The organism is Porphyromonadaceae bacterium W3.11, from assembly GCA_030434245.1.
Taxonomy (GTDB): Bacteria; Bacteroidota; Bacteroidia; order Bacteroidales; family Porphyromonadaceae; genus Porphyromonas_A.
In genome coordinates, this window is sequence record JAUISX010000003.1 from 152,410 (window position 1) to 172,379 (window position 19,970).

Annotated in this window: 17 protein-coding genes and 1 tRNA gene; 9 read left to right on the forward strand and 9 right to left on the reverse strand. The window is 41.5% G+C overall.

Going from position 1 to position 19,970, the window contains the following annotated elements; all coding sequences use genetic code 11:
• Window positions 1-122 precede the first annotated feature (122 nt).
• From rpsA to QYZ87_05675, 9 genes are all read right to left on the reverse strand, one after another.
• A complete protein-coding gene (gene rpsA / locus QYZ87_05635; GenBank protein ID MDN4754008.1) occupies window positions 123-1,910 on the reverse strand; it encodes a 30S ribosomal protein S1 in 1,788 nt (595 codons plus the stop codon).
• Window positions 1,911-2,113: 203 nt separating this feature from the next.
• A complete protein-coding gene (locus tag QYZ87_05640) occupies window positions 2,114-2,509 on the reverse strand; it encodes an HIT family protein (GenBank protein ID MDN4754009.1) in 396 nt (131 codons plus the stop codon).
• Between the two features lie 20 nt (window positions 2,510-2,529).
• Window positions 2,530-3,000 (reverse strand): transcription elongation factor GreA, encoded by a 471-nt coding sequence (greA, locus tag QYZ87_05645; protein ID MDN4754010.1) that lies wholly within the window; start codon window positions 2,998-3,000, stop codon window positions 2,530-2,532.
• Window positions 3,001-3,651: 651 nt separating this feature from the next.
• Window positions 3,652-3,725: transfer RNA gene (locus tag QYZ87_05650), tRNA-Met, on the reverse strand.
• Between the two features lie 94 nt (window positions 3,726-3,819).
• A complete protein-coding gene (locus QYZ87_05655) occupies window positions 3,820-4,587 on the reverse strand; it encodes a porin family protein (protein MDN4754011.1) in 768 nt (255 codons plus the stop codon).
• Window positions 4,588-4,611: 24 nt separating this feature from the next.
• A complete protein-coding gene (locus tag QYZ87_05660; GenBank protein ID MDN4754012.1) occupies window positions 4,612-5,721 on the reverse strand; it encodes a PCMD domain-containing protein in 1,110 nt (369 codons plus the stop codon).
• A 391-nt stretch (window positions 5,722-6,112) separates the two neighbouring features.
• Entirely contained in the window at window positions 6,113-7,255 is a 1,143-nt protein-coding gene (locus QYZ87_05665; protein MDN4754013.1) for an IS256 family transposase, read from the reverse strand.
• 285 nt (window positions 7,256-7,540) lie between these two features.
• A complete protein-coding gene (locus QYZ87_05670) occupies window positions 7,541-9,589 on the reverse strand; it encodes a M13 family metallopeptidase (GenBank protein MDN4754014.1) in 2,049 nt (682 codons plus the stop codon).
• 57 nt (window positions 9,590-9,646) lie between these two features.
• Entirely contained in the window at window positions 9,647-9,862 is a 216-nt protein-coding gene (locus QYZ87_05675; protein ID MDN4754015.1) for a hypothetical protein, read from the reverse strand.
• A gap of 239 nt (window positions 9,863-10,101) precedes the next feature.
• Between QYZ87_05675 and ricT the strand changes: the two genes are divergently transcribed.
• The 9 genes from ricT to cobA are packed head-to-tail and all read left to right on the forward strand — an operon-like array spanning window position 10,102 to window position 19,879.
• Window positions 10,102-11,478 carry a regulatory iron-sulfur-containing complex subunit RicT gene (gene ricT, locus QYZ87_05680; GenBank protein ID MDN4754016.1) on the forward strand — a complete coding sequence of 459 codons (1,377 nt, stop codon included), beginning with the start codon at window positions 10,102-10,104 and terminating at the stop codon, window positions 11,476-11,478.
• 11 nt (window positions 11,479-11,489) lie between these two features.
• Window positions 11,490-11,996, forward strand: coding sequence for a hypothetical protein (locus QYZ87_05685; GenBank protein ID MDN4754017.1), 507 nt, complete (start codon window positions 11,490-11,492; stop codon window positions 11,994-11,996).
• A gap of 13 nt (window positions 11,997-12,009) precedes the next feature.
• The gene (locus QYZ87_05690; protein ID MDN4754018.1) at window positions 12,010-13,494 is read left to right on the forward strand and encodes a polysaccharide biosynthesis C-terminal domain-containing protein; all 1,485 of its coding nucleotides are present in this window, start codon (window positions 12,010-12,012) and stop codon (window positions 13,492-13,494) included.
• Window positions 13,495-13,503: 9 nt separating this feature from the next.
• Window positions 13,504-14,394 (forward strand): hypothetical protein, encoded by an 891-nt coding sequence (locus QYZ87_05695; GenBank protein ID MDN4754019.1) that lies wholly within the window; start codon window positions 13,504-13,506, stop codon window positions 14,392-14,394.
• A gap of 12 nt (window positions 14,395-14,406) precedes the next feature.
• Window positions 14,407-15,300, forward strand: coding sequence for a sirohydrochlorin cobaltochelatase (locus tag QYZ87_05700; GenBank protein ID MDN4754020.1), 894 nt, complete (start codon window positions 14,407-14,409; stop codon window positions 15,298-15,300).
• 37 nt (window positions 15,301-15,337) lie between these two features.
• Window positions 15,338-16,072: an energy-coupling factor ABC transporter permease gene (locus QYZ87_05705; protein MDN4754021.1), complete on the forward strand. Its 735-nt coding sequence runs from the start codon at window positions 15,338-15,340 to the stop codon at window positions 16,070-16,072.
• Window positions 16,069-16,356, forward strand: coding sequence for a hypothetical protein (locus tag QYZ87_05710; protein MDN4754022.1), 288 nt, complete (start codon window positions 16,069-16,071; stop codon window positions 16,354-16,356). The genes QYZ87_05705 and QYZ87_05710 overlap by 4 nt, the downstream gene beginning before the upstream one ends.
• A gap of 8 nt (window positions 16,357-16,364) precedes the next feature.
• Window positions 16,365-18,371: an ATP-binding cassette domain-containing protein gene (locus QYZ87_05715; protein ID MDN4754023.1), complete on the forward strand. Its 2,007-nt coding sequence runs from the start codon at window positions 16,365-16,367 to the stop codon at window positions 18,369-18,371.
• Window positions 18,368-19,879, forward strand: coding sequence for a uroporphyrinogen-III C-methyltransferase (gene cobA, locus QYZ87_05720; protein ID MDN4754024.1), 1,512 nt, complete (start codon window positions 18,368-18,370; stop codon window positions 19,877-19,879). The genes QYZ87_05715 and cobA overlap by 4 nt, the downstream gene beginning before the upstream one ends.
• The last annotated feature ends 91 nt before the right edge of the window (window positions 19,880-19,970 follow it).

A 19,970-nucleotide genomic window follows, 5' to 3' on the forward strand; every position in this document is an offset into this window, starting at 1 on the left:
TGAGGAAATAAACAATCATAAAGAAAACATCTCACGCATAAGACTATAATCAAAAAGAGCGGCATATCATATCACTGACACACCGCTCTTCTCTTTATAGCATTTCTACTGTATTATGTAGATTACTCTTCACTCTGATCTTCAAGTTTTTCACGTAGTTCAGCAAGTGCATCAATATCTCCCAAAGTAGATTTTTCTACCGATGCAGACTCCTGACGGATTGTTTCACGTACAGCTTGCCTTTCGTTATTAGCCTCCTGACGTTTTGCCTTTTGGTCATCTTCGAAGATACGGCTATGGCTTACGATGATCCTTCTAGAATCACGATTAAACTCAATCACCTTGAAGTCTAATACCTCACCAAGCTGTGCTTGTGTACCATCTTCTTTTACCAAGTGCTTAGGAGTAGCAAAACCTTCAACACCGTCAGATAGCTCTACGACAGCACCTCTGTCCATCAATTCAACGATCTTACCTTGATGAATAGTGCCAACAGCATAGGTAGTACCAAGGGTATTCCATGGATCTTCCTCTGTCTGCTTGTGACCTAAGCTTAGGCGACGATTTTCTTTATCTATCTCTAGTACAACTACTTCGATATCAGCACCAATCTTTGTGAACTCACTTGGATGCTTAATCTTCTTAGTCCATGAAAGATCACTAATGTGGATAAGACCATCTACACCCTCAGTAAACTCAACGAAGATACCAAAGTTAGTAAAGTTACGGACCTTAGCCATGTGACGAGAGCCCACAGGGAAGCGAACATCAATATCACTCCATGGATCTGGCATCAACTGCTTCATACCAAGACTCATCTTACGCTCTTCGCGATCTAGAGTCAAGATTTGCACTTCTATTTCCTCTCCAACCTTTAGGATATCGTGTGGAGTGCGAACGTGCTGTACCCAGCTCATTTCGCTCACGTGTACCAATCCTTCAACGCCTGGAATAACCTCTACAAATGCACCGTAATCAGTGATGACAACAACCTTACCAGTCACCTTATCACCTACCTTCAAATCAGGATCTAAGCTATCCCATGGATGTGGTGTAAGTTGCTTAAGACCTAAAGCGATACGCTTACGATCCTCATCGAAGTCAAGGATTACGACATTGATCTTCTGATCTAATTCAACAACCTCTTCTGGAGTGCGAACACGTCCCCATGATAGATCTGTGATGTGGATAAGACCATCCACGCCTCCAAGGTCGATAAACGCACCATAAGGCACGATATTCTTAACAGTACCCTCAAGCACCTGACCCTTTTCGAGAGTAGAGATAATCTCTGCACGTTGTGCTTCGAGTTCCTCTTCAATAAGAGCCTTGTGTGATACTACTACATTCTTATACTCTTGATTAACCTTGATGATACGGAATTCCATTGTTTTCTCTACAAACTCATCAAAGTCACGAATAGGCTTAACATCAATCTGAGAGCCTGGTAAGAATGCCTCAATACCAAAGATCTCTACAATCATACCGCCACGGGTACGACTCTTAATAAAGCCCTTAACCACTTCTTGGCTTTCCATAGCCTCGGTAACACGCTCCCATGAACGTACCTGGCAAGCCTTCTTGTGTGAAAGAACTAGCTGACCCAGCTTGTTCTCTTGTGTTTCTACTAGCACCTCTACAGTATCGCCCACTGATAAATCAGGATTGTAGCGGAATTCTGCAAATGGTACACTTCCGTAGGATTTGAAACCTACATCGACAATTACCTCGCGCTTTCCAATAGACTTAATCTTTCCTTCAACGATTTCGCCTTCTTCGACATCTCCTAGCGTTGCTTCGTACTGTTTTGCAAGGTTCTCAACCTCTGCAGGAGACTCTGTGGTCGCACGTTCGAAGCTGTCCCAATCGAAACCTTCTAGAGGTTTCACTTCTTCGTAGTAATTCTTCATTTAAAAAAATTGGTGAATAAAATAAATTAGTTAACTCTCAAATCCTGAGCCCATCACAATAACGATATGACATCAGGATATAAAAAACATCTCCCCACGTGCCCCTACTCATACAGAATACGGACTCCGTGGAAAAGACTTCTGCAAAGGTATAAAAAACTTCGTGAAAAACAATAAGTTACAGCAAAAAAAAGCAAATATTATCAATCAAGATATGAGATAATGGCTTCCTGAATCTCTTTTTGCTCTTCTTCTGTTAGCTCCTCTCTTTCAGAAGTAAAGTCTAGATCCTTCTCATTCCAGATTGGAATAAGATGCATATGAGCATGAGGGACCTCTAAGCCTATTACTGACACAGAGACTTTCACACACCCACTCACTTTCTTAATCGCCGCTGCGATCTTCTTACTAAAGGACATCATGCTAGCCAATTCCTCATCAGATAAATCAAAGAAATCATTTACCTCACGCTTTGGCACCACTAAGGTATGCCCCTTCTGCACTGGGTTTATATCCAGAAAAGCAAATAGGTCCTCTGTCTCTGCTATTTTATAACAAGGAATTTCACCTTCTATTATTTTCGAAAAAATGGTTGACATTTCACTTCAGCTCTAATAATTTAAATCGAAATCTCTTCTATCTTAAAGGTCACAGTACCGATAGGCACTTCTATATCCACGACATCACCCACTTTCTTACCGATTATACCCTGTGCAATCGGAGTAGAGATAGCCATTTTACCTTTCTTGATATCACTCTCAGTATCACTCACTATTTGATAAGTTTTGAGCTGATTATTGCTCATATTACGGATTGTCACAGTGTTCAACATCTGAACAGTATCCGTACTCATCTTGCTCGTATCAATTATACGAACATTAGCCAACTGCATCCTAAGCTGACCAATCCTATCCTCTAGCAGGGCTTGCTTTTCTTTGGCTGCAGAGTACTCAGCATTTTCAGATAGGTCACCTTTATCACGAGCCTCAGAGATCGCCTGGATGACCTCTGGTCTCTCCACCTCCTCCAACTTCTTGATTTCATCTAAGAGCTTTTCATAGCCCTCCTCTGTCATATAAATATATTCCATAATAATCTCTTATATCATTATGTTTCGAACCACACAACCTATTATCAGGACAATCGGGTAAAAAAGAAACAATCCCGAATACGGTAAGCCGATCTTGCTCATACCGTACTTGGAATCGCTACCGATTAACCACAATGATGTAAATAAAAGGTTGCTACAACTCTCTAACTTTAACTTAATCTTATTTATTAAGGTTCTTATTAATTGCTTAGCAATCAAATACCTGAGACAAATGTAATCCAACATTTTGAATTATCCAAATATCTACACAAATTGATTTGAAATACAGCTGTACAGCAAGCAATAATTCTTCTCATAGGAAACATTTCCGTTTCCTATATAAAGGATTTATTTTCCTTATAGGAAGCATTTCTCTTTCCTATGTCAAAAAAATAGCCGCTTTGTACAGGCACAACAAATCATTAACGAAATAATTAGGAAGGACTATTAAGCATGCCTTTCACAGACATCAACACTCTCTCAATTCTGATCCAAGCCCTCATTACTGGTGCTAGACGTCATTAATGATAAGTACACCACTTCACAACTCTCCACATCAGGTAAGTGGTAAGAATGCCAGTCCTTAAACCTACATAATAGAAAAAAGCGGATAAGTAGTAAACCACTTAACCGCTCTTTGAATATCAAGAGTAGCGAGAGCGAGACTTGAACTCGCGACCTCAGGATTATGAATCCTGCGCTCTAACCAGCTGAGCTACCTCGCCATTTGTGATTGCAAAGATACCTAAAAAATTAATATCTCCAAGTTTTTTGGGGGTAAATTTCAGATTTTTTTTTGCGATCACACTTGATTTTCCTTTAGAACAAGTAACTAAAGCCCAAACTTACGTATAATGGGTGCATATTGTTATATGCCATATAGCTTTTAGACTTAAAGATATTATTGAAGCTATACTTTAGGTCAGCAAAGACCAGAAAATGGCTATAGGCCTTCCAACTGCCACCAACCTGCATACCAGTCTCAAACCTTCTTAATTCATTTTTAAAATCAAATGAAGCCTTATTATCTGCACCAAAGATAAGCTTTTCACCAAGCGGTGAGCCTACTCGAAAGTGACCATCTGTCACATGTCCAGAGAAGTCCCCATCCATTCTATAAGCCATATATAAGCCTCCGTTCACCTTGCCGGAATTATTGATCTTGTAAGCCACCTGAATAGGCATAGCCAAATAAGTACTAGTAAATGATGTAAAAACAGTACCAGTCCATACGCCCTCTATTACACTACCAGAGTTCTCGATCTTAGTACTATAATTCTTCACTCTAGCAGTAGCATCCATCCCCTTCTGCTCAAACCTCAAGCCAGACATTATTCCCCAGGGCCCATTAGGCTCCAGCCACTTAGTCACAACAGCTTCGATGAGTCCATTCATTTTGGGTTTATAATTCTCAATAGACCTCATCTCCACAGGCATCGGAACCGGCACTGGTCCACCTACATTTGCTCCTGCTCTAAGCTCAAAAGTCCACCCATTAGCTCTTGCACGTTCTAACTGCTTGCTTTGTGCAAAAACGACAGTACATAGGGATACAGCCACAATTGCCAATATTGCTCTCTTTATCATAGCTTTCATTATCTGGTTCTTACCTTACTCAAAATAAACTTTCACCTCATCAACCAATAAAGCACTTCCTACAGCACCTTCAAATTGATCTCCTCCTTTACTTGAAGCCATAAGAATGGTAAAGTTATACCCCTTTCTAGCGAGCTTCTCAGCATCTACCGTTTTACCATCTTTCATCTCAAACTCCACCTCAAAGCGGGTCCATTCATCGGTCTCCACAGGATCCTCTATTTTAGCAACAGATACAATATTTGGATGATCCTTAATATTGGTCCCATCTAGCACTGGCACTTCATCTGTAACCTCGTAGAAAACAGCGTAGAAGTCGAAGATATCTCTCCGATCTTTTATCTCCTTGTTATCTTTATTAATAAACTTATCTCCAGCCTTGTACTTATAATAACCTGTCATTGCTAATGGTTTTTTATCTACAGGTATTCCAAAGCGAGTTGCCTTTAGAGCATCAGTCAAAACACTACCACCATCAAGCTTGCCTAAAAAAAGGCTACCAGCTGCAATCGGTTTTTTCAAAACAGTACCAAAGAATCCAGTACTCAGTGTGGTCAATCGAACACACTTACCCTGGTAACCATCGGCGAACTGATGTACAGGGTATTTCTCTGCAGGGTCTTTACCTGCCATAAAGGCATACCCAAGATTTGAGCTTTCCCACTCCTGGGTTGCATCCTCACCTGGACCATTCAAAAAGACATGATAATGACTTCCACTTCCTTGCTCTCTGACATACTCAAATGAATATCCTTCAGGCACTCCTCTATCGGGAACGACAGATACAGTGTACTCTTTTTTCCATTTACCATCTTCTGAAGTAACGGTGTACTTCACAGGATGAGTAAAGTCTTGGGCAACACCACTTTCAGGAGAAATCTTAGCCCCGTCGGTCAAAACAAAAGTAGGAGTAATCGCGGTAATGTTAGTCCACCCATTAACGGGTAATACCACCGTCGTATTGGTTATCTGTGGCTCTCGAAGTAACTCCAAATCATCCACCGTAACGCTTAGAATGTCTGCCTCTGCATTTGGGGCCTCTTTTCTGATACACCCAGAAAATAAACAATGCATAAGCAAAAGAAAGACAACTCCCTTCAACCCATTCACTGAAGTCTTATCCATAAATAATCAAACTGATAAAATTAGTATTTCTTGATTTGCTATGCAAAGGTAATTAAAAAAATTTTTACGAATAGTCGAATATCGCAATATAGCTTTCCAGACATAACATAGATAGACTTCATTTGAAGTGCTTTTCACTCTAAACGAGTAACAGAGTCCTATAATGAGACAAAATGATGTAAGACTATGGTAGTGTCCCCAAAAGTGTGTACGCCAGAATGCGTCTCTGAAAAGCAAACCTACATATTTTTTCGCTTTGTTTTCCATAAACATTAAAGATAGACCAATAAAGAATTAAGGCAAGGCTGTCGTAGCACCGCGGAGACACCGCCTTGCCGTATTCTTTTAGGTTGATATCTTTGTGTTGGAAAATAAAGCACATTGTTGTTATTTACTTTTCATTGTTCTTCCTAAGTCCAAGAGTTAGATCTCCTATTCTTTTCTTCAGATAGGTTGCATTGATTGCAATACTACCTATCAAGTGTAGAGCGGATTCTACGCTAGGTAATGCACATTTATATCGAGCCCCTTTCTTTACCTGTCTATTGAAGCGTTCTATCCAGTTAGTACTATGAATGTACTTGCGAACACTGACGTCGTATTTTAGGTATGTGAAGTAATACTCTATCCTCTGACCGTTAGCTATTTTTGTGAGAAAAGGATAGCTCTTACGCCATCTGAACGCAAAGTTTTTAAAGCTCTCTAGGCCATCTAAAGGTGAGCTTCTTGAGCCGTCTTTACTAAAGACCTCCTGTAGATCACTTGCGATGGCTGACTTATCTCGAGGGCGTATCTTTCGAGTTATTTCTCGCTGTAGATGCACCGTGCAGAGCTGGACTTCCACTTCTGTAAAGTGCTCACGTGCAACCTCTTCAATGTTATTCAACCCGTCTGAAATGATTAGTCCTACCTCTTCGAGTCCTCGGCTTTTTAGATCCTCAAAAAACTCGCCCCAGATGCCGCTTCCCTCTGTTGGATTATTATAGACACCCACGATGTCTCGACGTCCTTCGCTATCTAAACTCATCACTACAAAAAATGCCTCCTTGCTCACACTTTCTCCTCTCCGTACAGGAAGATATGTAGCATCGATAACAAGTGCCTCTAAAGTCCTCGGTAGACGTCTTTGACGCCACTCTTCTACTGCTTCTTGGGTTGATAAGGAGAGACGATTGATTTGACTCGTACTATAACGTTTACCATACAAACGCTCGAATACTCCAGAGATATCCTCCATCGTATTACCGCAGCTATATAGATAACCTGCTAGTTCTCCCATCTCTTTCTCTTGATCTTTGAGAACGCCTAAAATCAAGGGCATGAAGCCCTGCTGCCGAGTTCGGGGTACTCGTAATTCTAGCATATTACCACTCGCAAAGATGCGACGGGGGCGGTATCCATTGCTCACATCGCCACTATCTTCTTTATACAGTTCCCTCTCCCCTTGCATCGCTATTTCGATGATTAACTCCATTAAACGACCAACTCCATTTGGCTCTGTCATCACGTTTGATAGAATTTCCTTAAATTGCATTTGTGTAAGTCTCATCTTCTTGTTTATCTTTTGTTTTTAACTTTTCAAAGATAACATTCTTGGGACTTACACACTTTTTGGGGACAGTATCAAGACTATTCTTTCATGTAGGCATATCCTTTTTCAATCGGTTCTCAGAACAATAACCGTTCCACAACTAGTTGAGAGTACCTATCACCAACAAAGAACCTACTACTCACAAATAAAAAGTGTCCGACAAAAGTCATTCATGCGAACACTTCTGTCGGACACTAAGAATATTGTAATTAATAGCTTTGTAAACTATTACCAAACAATAACGCGATCCTCTGGAGCCATATACATAGCATCACCTTCCTTCACGCCGAAAGCATCATAGAAAGCCTGAACATTCTTGAGGGTTTGGTTAACACGTAGCTTACCTAAGCTGTGTACATCTGTCTTGGTACGCAATACTTCCTCTTCTGGGCTAATGTTTTGTCCCCATAGACGTGCATAGCCAATAAAGAAGCGCTGATCTTTAGTAAAGCCATCAATCTCTGGATAGTCCTTACCTGCAGTAGCCTTTTGCAATGCGTCGTATGAAACAAGTACACCTCCTTGGTCGGCAATATTCTCTCCTAGAGTTAGCTTACCATCAGCCTTTAACCCAGTGCGTATCTCTACTTTGCTAAATTGCTCAGCTAGCTTAGCGACAGATTTAGCAAAGATCTCACGGTCAGACTCGGTCCACCAATTCTCCATATTACCTTGAGCATTATAGTTGCTACCTTGGTCATCAAACCCGTGTGTCATTTCGTGTCCAATCACGACACCAATACCACCATAGTTTACAGCATCATCAGCATTAAGATTGAAGAATGGAGGCTGTAGAATACCTGCAGGGAAGCAAATTTCATTGGTAGTAGGGTTGTAGTACGCATTGACTTCGTGAGCATTCATCAACCATCTTGAAGGATCAACAGGCTCGCCTAGATCCTTAAGATTACGATTAACCTGGAAGAGCGAAATAGCACGTGCGTACTCATATAGAGAGCTCTCTACAAGTTCGAGATCTTCATATGTCCACCATTTATCAGGATAACCAACTTTGACGATGAACGTATCAAGTTTCTCATGAGCCTTAGCCTTAGTATCATCACCCATCCATGAAAGATTATTAATACGATCCCCAAGTGCATCTGAGAGGTTCCCAATTAGGTCTATCATACGCTCTTTAGCTTCAGCAGGGAAGTACTTCTCCACATATTTCTGACCGAGCACATCACCCATGCTGCCATTGATACGAGCAATAGCTTTCTTCCATAGAGGTTTTTGCTCAGTAATACCAGCCATAGATGCACTGTGGAAGTCAAAGCTTGCTTGACGGAAATCACTACTTAGGTAGCCAGCACCGTCATCAAGAATTTGTGCCTTAATAAGATTCTTCAGGTTGTCCAAAGAAGTCTCTGTAAACCATTTATCAAAACGATGAAAGTAGTCCTTTTGAGCCACGTTAACCTCCTTAGCATCCTTCAACCCATTACGGCCTGACATATAACGCTCCCATGGGAAGCTAAACGTAGTGTAGAAATCAGTCATGGACATCTTATTATAGTTGCGTTCACTATCACGCATCTCTAACATAGTGTAAAGGATCTTCGAAAGACTCTTTTCAGTGCCATACACCTGCTCCGCAATAGCTTTAGCATCTTCTTCACTAGCCCCTACAAGAGAGAATAGCTTAGTCATATAGGTATGGTAGTCTGCTTGTTGCTTAGCAAAGCTATCGTCATCACCATAATAATCTGGTCCGCCCATGATCAAGCTAGCCTGAGATAACTGTAGGATATTCTCTGAGCTATTCTTTTCATCTGGTGCCACATAGAAGCTAAAGAAATGAGAATCTCCATAGTTTCCCTCCTTCGCAATGTAGTCCACCAGCTCTTCTTTGCTTGAAATCTTATCAACTTCAGCAAGATAAGGCAGGATAGGAGTAGCACCATCAGCATCAAGTTTTTCAGCATCGATGCTCATTTCATACAACTTGTAAGCTTTCTCTTCATCGCTACCTGCTGCGTAATTATCTTTCAGATCTAAAATGATCTCGTGAGCCGATGCCTCAGCTTTTTCACGGAGGACGTCAAAGCTACCATAGCGTGAATATTCAGCTGGGAGAGGATTGGCAGCCATCCAACCACCATTTGCAAATTGATAAAAGTCCTCCCGTGGAGATACAGATTGGTCTAGAGCAAGTGTGTCAATAGCTGGAACCTCTTCGGCTGTAGAGCCTTGGTCCTTTGACTTTTTATCACAACTCACAGCTCCTAGAGTCATTGATGTGACTGCAAGAAACATAAGAAATTTTTTATTCATAAGTATTCTAAATTGTTATTATATATAGTTTATTTATCACTTTTTCATTTACATACATTAGAGGTCAAAAAAACCTCCCTCCATAAGCGAGTAGCTCACGGACGATAAACTGCAACAAAGGAATTCACCCTTGATCATCAATTCACACGATGAATCACCACAATGATATACTTCTATTATTACGATACCATTCAATAATCTATGATGATACAGATTATGCTCGGCACCCATTAATATCAGCTCATTTTCATTGTCGGTGACTACCTTCTGCACAAATATAAATTTTCTTTTCGTAATGGGGCTAGTTTTAGATGAATAAATACAGATCAGAAGTATCAACACGAGCTCATCCTAAGCCTTCTCTTTATTATTCCTGAGACAATAATCTCATACATGTATGCTTGGTAGTCCTTAATGATAATAGAAGAAATGCACCTATTCGATGGGGAATAGGAAAATAGGTGAAAAAGAGTTACTTTTGTAGTAGAATACACTTTGAATAAAGGATATAAATGGATAGAAAAATAAATGGATGTCAGCCTGATTCGACCACAATAAAAGCAGAGGGTTGCTGTGGCTGTCATACAAGAAAATTAAATACATTTGATTACCTAAGCGATTTGCCCAAAGGATGTAATACTGAGGCTTTCGTGGAGGTGCAATTTAAAAATACCCGCAAAGGATACTACCTCAATAGTCTTAACCTAGACCTCCACAAAGGGGATATGGTGGCGGTGGAGTCTTCTCCTGGCCATGATATCGGTCAGGTAACTCTAACTGGCAAGCTGGTAGAGAGACAAATGAAAAAGAGCAAGTATCGCCATCCGAACAATGAGCCTAGGAGGGTATATCGATTGGCTAAGGCTTCTGACCTCGAGAAGTACAGAGAGGTTAAGGCTCTTGAAGATGACACCATGATCCGAAGCCGAAAAATTGCTGAGAGCTTGGGGCTAGAGATGAAGATTGGGGATGTTGAATATCAAGGGGATGGTCAGAAAGCTATTTTTTACTACATCGCAGAAGGGCGTGTGGACTTCAGACAACTCATAAAAAAGCTTGCAGAAGCCTTTCGGATCCGAGTGGAGATGAAGCAAATAGGGGTTCGTCAGGAAGCTGGTAGGATTGGCGGCATAGGACCGTGTGGTCGACAGCTCTGCTGCTCAGGCTGGATGACCAACTTTGTATCCGTTGGGACGAATGCGGCTCGACTTCAGGATTTGTCTCTAAATCCTTACAAACTAGCGGGACAGTGCGGTAAGCTTAAGTGTTGCCTTAATTATGAGGTAGATACTTACTTTGAGGCTCAGCACAAGGTTCCATCAAGATCGATAGAGCTTAAGACCAAGGATGGAAACTATAGCTTTTTCAAAAATGATATATTAGGAGGAACTGTAAGTTACCTTCTGAAGACTGGTGATAGAAGGTCACAAGTAGAACCAATCACGATTAGTAATCAAAGAGCATTTGAAATCATTGAGCTGAATAAGCGAGGTGAATACCCCGAATCTCTATTGCCTGGAGAGGAGATAAAGATTAGAGAGACTCAGAATAATCGCAACTTGGACATTCTTGCTAATGAGAGTGTTACACGCTTTGACAATGACAAGCCTAGATCTCACAGACGTAGAAACGACCGAAATAGACGACAAGGGAAGCCTCAAGAGCAAGACAAAGACAAGGTAGAAAAGGCTCAACGTGCTGCAAAAGTTGGAAATAAAAGAAGGAGAGGTCATCGAAACGAAGTAAGGAATAATAGCTCTACGGCAGAACAGAAGTCGGAGACGCCTAACAGTGATTCTACACGGAAGCGGACTAGGCCAAAGCATGGACGAGCTAAAATATCAGGAAATAGAAGAGGGAAAGAGAATAAACCTGAAAAAGAACAATAATACAAAACGCTATGCTGAGGTGTATCTCCATTAAATGGCATAATGGGACTGCATACTACATACGTATGGTAGTAGCATGTACCGTAATGCTTTTTGGCTTTTTGTCCTGTATGCCTCATCATGATTACTATGCGTATTACGAAGAGATTGATAAGGATGGGTGGAAACAGAGCGACGAACTCTTTTTTTCAGTTCCCACACTATCAACAAAGACAGATTACACCGTATCTGTCGCTCTAAGGCTGGATCGCTCTATTAGATATCAAGAGATACCTATAGGACTAGTTATTGAAGCTCCTGATAGATCGATTAACACCCAGATTGTAAAGATTTCGACGACCATGGACAAGGTTCATACAGGGGGCTATAACTTTATTGAGAAGACCTACCCCCTGTCAACCTCTATACGCTACGATGAGGATGGGATTTACTCCTATAGTATCAGACATTTATCTACCGACTCTATCCTCAAGGGGATTATAGAAGTAGGTATCATCATTGAGCCAACATCTAAGTAAAAAAAAGAGTCTTATGGGAGTAGTCTTCAGACAAAGTGCAAAGGGAACCATCATCACATTGATTGGAGCACTAATAGGCTTTGTCAGCACCTTCTTCATCATCACCAAACTTCTTAGTCCAGAAGAGATAGGTCTCACAAGAGTCCTAGTAGAAGCGGCGACTATGATTGGGGGTTTTGCACTCCTAGCGACTCAGTCATCAAGCGTCCGTTATTATCCAGCCTTCCGGACAGATGATGGTAAGGACGGAGGATTCTTTAAGCTATTGGTGACCATTCCATTAGTTGGTTTTTTTCTATTTGCATGCATTTACTTGATCTTTAAAGAACCGATCAGCAATTATTTTGCTGCAAGCGATGGAAAGGAAAGCCTCTTCATTAAGTATTATTACTTAGTGATCCCATTGATGCTCTTCATCATGTACCAAACCCTGATGGAGGTCTATTGTACTCTTAAGCAGAGGGTTTTTATACCCAAAGCCATTAGGGAGGTCCTATTACGGCTGCTACTAATCCTTTGCTACTTGCTTTACGGACTAAGACACCTGTCCTTTACTACTTTTATGGGGCTGTTTGTAGCAGCTTATGGTATTGTAGCATTTTTATCCTATGCTTATGCTATATATCTATCACCAAATACTCTAAAGTCCAAAATTCAGCCTATAGAGCCAGAACTGAAAAAGGACTTCACTAACTACACCCTCTTCACGGTGCTGAGTGCCTTAGGGGGATCCATCATTAGTCGGTTTGACATCTTTATGGTTTCTTCCCAAATGGGACTTAACTTCAGCGGTATTTACACGATTGCTTTCTTTATCGTAGCTGTGATAGAGATGCCCTCCCGATCCATATTAGCGATGACCTCCCCACTCGTCTCTGATGCCTTGTATCAAGGAGATCTGAATAAGACTGAAGAGCTTTTCAGAAAAGTATCAAGCCAGCAGCTATTGATTGGCTCGCTTCTCTTCATGTTGATTTGGCTTAATATTGACTTTATCTTTTCCATCATCCCTAATAGTGAGACGTATGCCACAGGCAAGTGGGTCGTCTTTTTTTTAGGATTAGCTAAGTTAGTTGATCTTTCATTTAACTTTGGAAATGCAATCCTAAGATACTCGCGATACTACCCATGGACGTTAGCCTACACCATCATCGTCATGGCTCTTACAATCGTCCTTAATTACTATCTCATCAAACGTCTTGGCATCACAGGAGCCGCAATTGCCACGTTGATCACCTTTGTAGTTAGTTATGCCTTCCAACAAATTGTTATTGGAGCAAAGCTAAAAATCAGAGTGCTGAATAGGGAGATGTTATGGATCATTCTGACGCTCGCGGTAGCCTTAGCTCTTAATAACTTCTTACCATCACTCCATAACTTGGTATTGGATGCAATATATAGGAGCCTAATATGTGGTGTGCTATCGGTAGCTTTGCTCTATCGGCTTGATAGCTTTCAATCTATCTTAAATGAAATAAAAATGATAATTCGTAAATAAATAGGCAATATGGATTCGGAGAAAAAAGACAAGAGAGAGGGACTGATCACCATCATCCCTTCGGGAAGTTTAGGAAAAAGGATACGAGTAATAGCCTCTATGATTCAGGTCGCACTCAGATATCACCGCCCATTAGAAATCATATGGTTCACGAGCAATAGCATCCCATGTGCTTCGGATCGTCTATTCACTTTAGTGCCACAATTATCACAAGAGGGCATCAGCATACGGCAGGGAACGTGGAAGGACTACATCCTTAATATGCCACCATCCCGAGATAACTTATTTGTATCCCTCCCTTTCGTCCTCAGTCGCTATGATCGAATCATTGGAATTAAGAAGTTTCACTCTATGCTTGAGGGCCAACAGGCAGAGCTGAAGGACCTACTAAATAGGGATAGAGAAAGAATACTTATACGCACATCAGAACGTATCAACTCTTACCCCAACATGTATATTTCACTCGAAGCGACTGTAGAGGTAAATAACGTTCGTCGCTCTAGAATGTCAGGATGGGGTCAGAATGTAGTGGGGATTCACATCAATCGGAAAGATAGTGGAGCTTCCTTCCATGAGAGTCCGACAGAGCTCTTCATAAAACGTATGCAAAAAATGATTGAGGAGGATGATTCGGTACAATTCTTTATTGCAACGACATCAAAAGATGAGAAGGAAAGACTCTCTACCATATTTCGCAGTCGCATTTTCGTTCCCTATAGTACTACTGACATATACAGTGTTAAAGGGGCCATTCAAAACATGGGCGAACTATTAGCTTTATCATATACAAGACTGATATTAACGACCCCAGGTTCATCATTTTCTGAAGTAGCTGCCGAGATTAGGCAGATTCCTTTAGAAACATTAAGTATATTTGCAAATACTAAAGTTCAGAAATAACATTTTATCATCATGGAACTACTATACAACCATAAGGAGCTACTAGAACACCTCCATAATTTTCACTATGAGCCACTCATCAAAGAGGATACACCAGAGGATAAGTGTGCTATAGTGATAGCTCACTTCGGCTCAACTGAAAAAAGAGCTCGTGAATGTGCCATAGAACCTCTAAATGATGCTGTAAGAACAAGGTATCCAAAGCTTGAGGTGCGAGAAGCCTATACCTCACGAATCATTATGAAACGCCTAAGAGATAGAGGTATGCCTAAGAAATCGCTACCAGAGGTCCTTCACGACCTAGCGAACGAAGGATACCAAGCTGTATTGGTACAGCCGAGTATGGTCATAGATGGTGTTGAAATAGAATCCATCATGAGGGATATTCATGAAATCAGACCTCTCTTTAAGGAGATTAGGATCAGCACCCCACTCCTATACCATCCGATTGACTTCTATGCCCTCAGCGATAAACTACCTAATGACTTTGATGGAACCATAGTGTACGTGGGACATGGCACTTATGATTCCTCTACAGCTCAGTACTGTATGCTACAACACATCATGGATAAGCAGGGGCAAGATAATGTAATTATTAGTACTATAGAGGGCTACCCCGACCTTGATGACTTGAAAGATAGACTTGCACAGAAAGAGAGCAAGGATGTCCTCCTACGCCCTCTCATGTTTGTAGCTGGCATCCATGCCAGAGAGGATATTTCTGAAGATTGGTATGAAGCACTAACAGAAGAGGGATATAAGGTCACCGTAGAAACCTTAGGTCTAGGTGAAAGGCCAGCTGTGCGTGAATTATATCTCAATAAAATTGACTTCAGTATGAACTATAAAGCTTGGGACATTCAAGAGAAGAAAAAGATTTATCGTTCAACAGGAGAAAAACTTTAAACGAATTATTTTATTAGAATCCATTTCTATCATCATTATGAGACGACTACTAGTTTCCTTATCGTTATTACTACCGTTCGTAGCAATGCCGGCAAGTGCTATGCACATCATGGAAGGCTTTTTGCCTGCTCAATGGTGCGTTATCTGGTATCTAGCTGCCTTGCCATTCGTATTCATGAGCTTTCGATTTATCTCGAAAAGCATCAAAAAGGACCCAAAGAGTAGGATCAAACTTGCCTTCTCCGCAGCCTATATATTTATTTTATCAGCTCTAAAGCTCCCATCCGTTACAGGAAGTAGCTCACACCTGACAGGGACTTCGTTTGGAGCCTTAACCTTTGGTCCCCGTTCCATCCCCCTACTAGGAGCGATCGTTTTACTATTCCAAGCCCTCTTATTGGCTCATGGAGGTATCACCACGCTCGGAGCCAATATTTTCTCAATGGCGATTGTAGGGCCATGGATTGCTTATTGGATCTTTATGTTATTAAAGAAGATGAAGGCATCAGATACCGTGAGTATCTTCACCGCTACTTTTTTAGGATCATTAAGCACCTATGTCTGTACGAGCATACAGCTGGCTATCGCTTTCCCTGACCCAGTAGGTGGCTTCTTCGCTTCCGTGACTAAGTTTCTATCCATATTCGCCATCACTCAGGTACCTCTATCTATCATAGAAGGAGTACTGACCGTTTTGGTCATCAGACTCTTATCAGGATATAAAGCCTTCCATCTAATCACAAAAAAACCTATTCAAGACATAAAAGCATGAAAAAACGTACTAAAAATATCATTCTTGCGATTATCCTTATGCTCTGCATAGCTGTTCCCGTCATTGGGATATTCTTTGACTTCGGTGGTGGTACTGACGATGCTGCATCGGGTGTAGTACAGTCTATTACTGGACAGGAACAGGTGCTTGACGTTCCGCAAATAGGATACGAACCATCAGAAGCTACTGAGCCGTGGCTGTTCGTACTCCAAATAGCGATAGGAATTGGGATATTCGTTATCGCTTACATAGCTCTAAACAAACTTGAGGAGAAGAACGCATAAACTAGACTATGCGAGCACGATACTATCCATTATTATTACTAATTCTTGGCCTAGTCATCACGTCAATCTGGCAGCAAGGAGTCCTATTTGTACTCCTTGTTACCATATTATTGTGGACCAATAGGAAAAAGTACTTTACCAGGAAGCGACGTATAGCTTTCTTCAGTATCCTAGGCTTTATTGCACTAGGGACATTTCCACTTTTAATCTCTCAAATTGAAGGGGAGAGCCGAATTATTCTCCAGATTAGCCACTCATGGGCGATCACATCAGATTCGCTTCGCTTATTCCTATTAATTTTCTTACGATGTCTTAATGGATATCTCTCCATTCTGCTATTCACTAGCCTCACTCCGCTCTATAAATTGGTAATTGAGCTTAGAGAGTCAAGGCTCCCAATGGTGATTACTGAGCTAATAGAGATGATCTACCGATTTGTTTACATTCTGATTGAAAAAGCAGAGCAGGTCCTTACAGCTCAAAAAAGCAGATTGGGATACCTCAAATACAATCAAAGACTAGCTCATAGCGGAATGCTTCTCTCTCGGACCCTCGTGTTGGCTGCTCAAGATAGCGATACTCTATACGATAGTATGCTCGCAAAGGGTCTTGAAGAGGGTGAGCCTGAAGAGGAGAGAATAATATCTAGACCCATCGTGGTTGAAGGAGAGGGAGTGCCTCTACTTAAAGTAGATAATCTTAATTTCAAATACGAGGAAAACTGCCGGCTTATCCTTCAGAACCTGAATCTTGAGATAAATAAAGGCGAAAGGATAGCCTTAATGGGAGCTAATGGTTCAGGTAAATCGACCTTGATGAGGATTTTATCGGGGCTAGCAAAGCCACAAAGTGGGACACTTCATCTCTCTGGGAATCAAGTCGATTTTTCGAAAAAAGGGATGAAGCAACTAAGACAAAGTATCGGCATCCTTTTCCAAAATGCAGATCTACAGCTATTTTGCCCTACGGTGTGGGAAGAGATTGCTTTTGGACTTAGAAATTTAGGATATACGGGGGATGAACTGAATACAAAGGTCGAACAAACTCTTGAGGACTTTGGACTAAAGGATGTGGCTGAGTTTCCACCTCATCACTTGAGTGGTGGACAAAAAAGATGGGTGACCCTTGCTGCCGTCGATGCGATGTCTCCATTGGTGATACTACTAGACGAACCCTTTACAGGACTAGATGGATATTACATAGAGCGTCTCAAACAACTTTTAGACTGCTGGAGTGCACAAGGTAAAACCTTACTCATAAGCATACACAATAGCGACTTCGCAAGACAGTGGTGTAGCAGGATTCTTTTGCTAGATGAGAAAAAGATCATGATTGATGATACACCGAACGCATTCTTTGATCACACGGATATTTTATCCAAGGCTCACATCTCTATACCGCTCAATAATCTAACACAGAAGGGGACTGCTGATAGTCAGAATTTCTTACCTTTATTCCTGCCGGCAAAAAAGATACGCGGTGTAATCGTAGGTGGAGGATTGGGTGCATATCGCAAAGCTGTCTTGCTCCAAAAGCTTGGCGTCTCATTTGATATAATATCACCTGACATCAATCCTGATTTAGAAGCACTCATCCAGAAGGATAACCGTCACACACACTTAATCAAAACTTATGAATGTGGAGACCTGAAATCATACACCATAGCCATCCTCGCTACTGGAGACCTGGAGCAAGAGCAGGTGATGATGGACGAGTGCGAACGCTACAGAGTACATTATAATTGTATCACAGACCCAGCCTTAAGCACCTTCCAATTTGGTGCTACTGGTGTAGATAAAGGGATTGAGGTCTCTATCCACACACAATATAAGATTCCACACTTAGCACAAATACTTCGTAAACGAACACTTAATAATGTTATCCACCCTCTTGATGAGGAAAAGCTAATACAATTAGCAGAAGCTAGACGTCAGATGGTGACCGCTAGAAGATTGGGGAGCATTGATTACGAGGAACTAAAAGAGAAATACGAAAGATTAAAAACAGAAATATGAAAGCGCAAGAAGAGAAGGGGAACACGTTAGTCTCCATCGTTGGAGCGGGACCAGGCGACCCACAACTACTTACCATAAAGGCGAAAGAGTGTCTTAAAAAAGCCGATGCCATCTTTTATGATGCTCTAGTCAATCCTATTATCCTTAGTTACTGTCGTGAAGGGATCGAGCGTATCCCAGTAGGAAAGCGAGCAGGACGGCACTCTCATGAACAGGATTCCATCAATGACTTATTAGTCCAAAGAGCCCTTAAGGGAGGACACATCGTAAGACTAAAGGGAGGCGACCCATTCATCTTTGGCAGAGGGGGCGAGGAGATCCAAGCTCTCAATGAACATAACATCCCCTTTGAGGTCATTCCAGGACTATCTGCAGGGATTACCGTCCCCACTTATGCTGGTATTCCAATGACGCACAGAGGTGTATCTCGGAGTGTAACTTTAATAACTGCATCCAGTAAAGCCTCTAGTGACTACCACTTACCATGGGAGGCATTGGCTAACCTTAATGGCTCTATTGCGTTTTATATGGGTTGCCGACTGATTCCAGAAATCTCTAAAAACCTTATCAAAGCTGGTATGTCACCCGATACCCCTGCAGCAATTATCTCCAATGGAACGCTCCCACATCAACGCAAGATGATTGCGACATTATCCACCTTCCAACCAGGCTATACAGACTATGCCAGTTGGTCTCCGGGGCTTTATATAGTGGGGGAGGTTGTTCGTTTCCACGATGAGTTTGATTTCTTCTTCACCTCAGAGGTGAGCCAACGCAGAGTATTATGTGTTACCACAGATAGAGAACGCTCCAACCTCACAGATTTATTAGAAGGGAAGGTTGCGTATGTGCATACCATGAACATGGTTGACCGTCAGCCCTTAGATGATCATGATACGATTAACGTCGAGAAGATTATTAATGCTCAGAATCTATTATTCATCACCCCTTCAGCAGTAGATGCCACCATCCAAATATTGAATAAAAAGGGACTGGATACACGTGCCATCAAGGGTAGCATCCTATCAGGTGGACATACGACCACTAAGAAACTAATGAGTTATGGATTACTTTCTGACAAAGTACTTTCCCTTAGCCATTTGCAAGCTCCAATAGAAAGTGAAGAGCACGAAGTCCTCCTCCTCTGTGCTGATCTTGATTCAGCCAATTCATGGAGTCAGTCATTGAGTAATAAAGGGTGGAAACCTGAGAAGATGGTCCTATACCATGAGCTGCAGAAGCATTATTCAGAGGATGATATTTCTTTCCTAAAAGCAATACAATTCACTCATATCGTATTCAGTAGTACTAGGTCTATAGAACAATTCGGAAAGTTACTAGAGAAGCACCAGCTACATGAGATGCTTGACGGAGCCACCCTGCTTACCTACGGAAAGACCACCTATAAGGCCCTAAAAGAGATTGGATATGAGTCCATCACAGCTCCAGAAGGGGAGTTCTGGCGTAATCCAGATATTGCTCGCATCATTCTTAACGAGAGTAAATAAGTGGACAATCCCTCATAATAAAGCCCCCTAGATTAAAGTAAATCTAAGGGGCTTTGTTGAATCAAAGAGCCGTTACTCTCTTAGTACCACA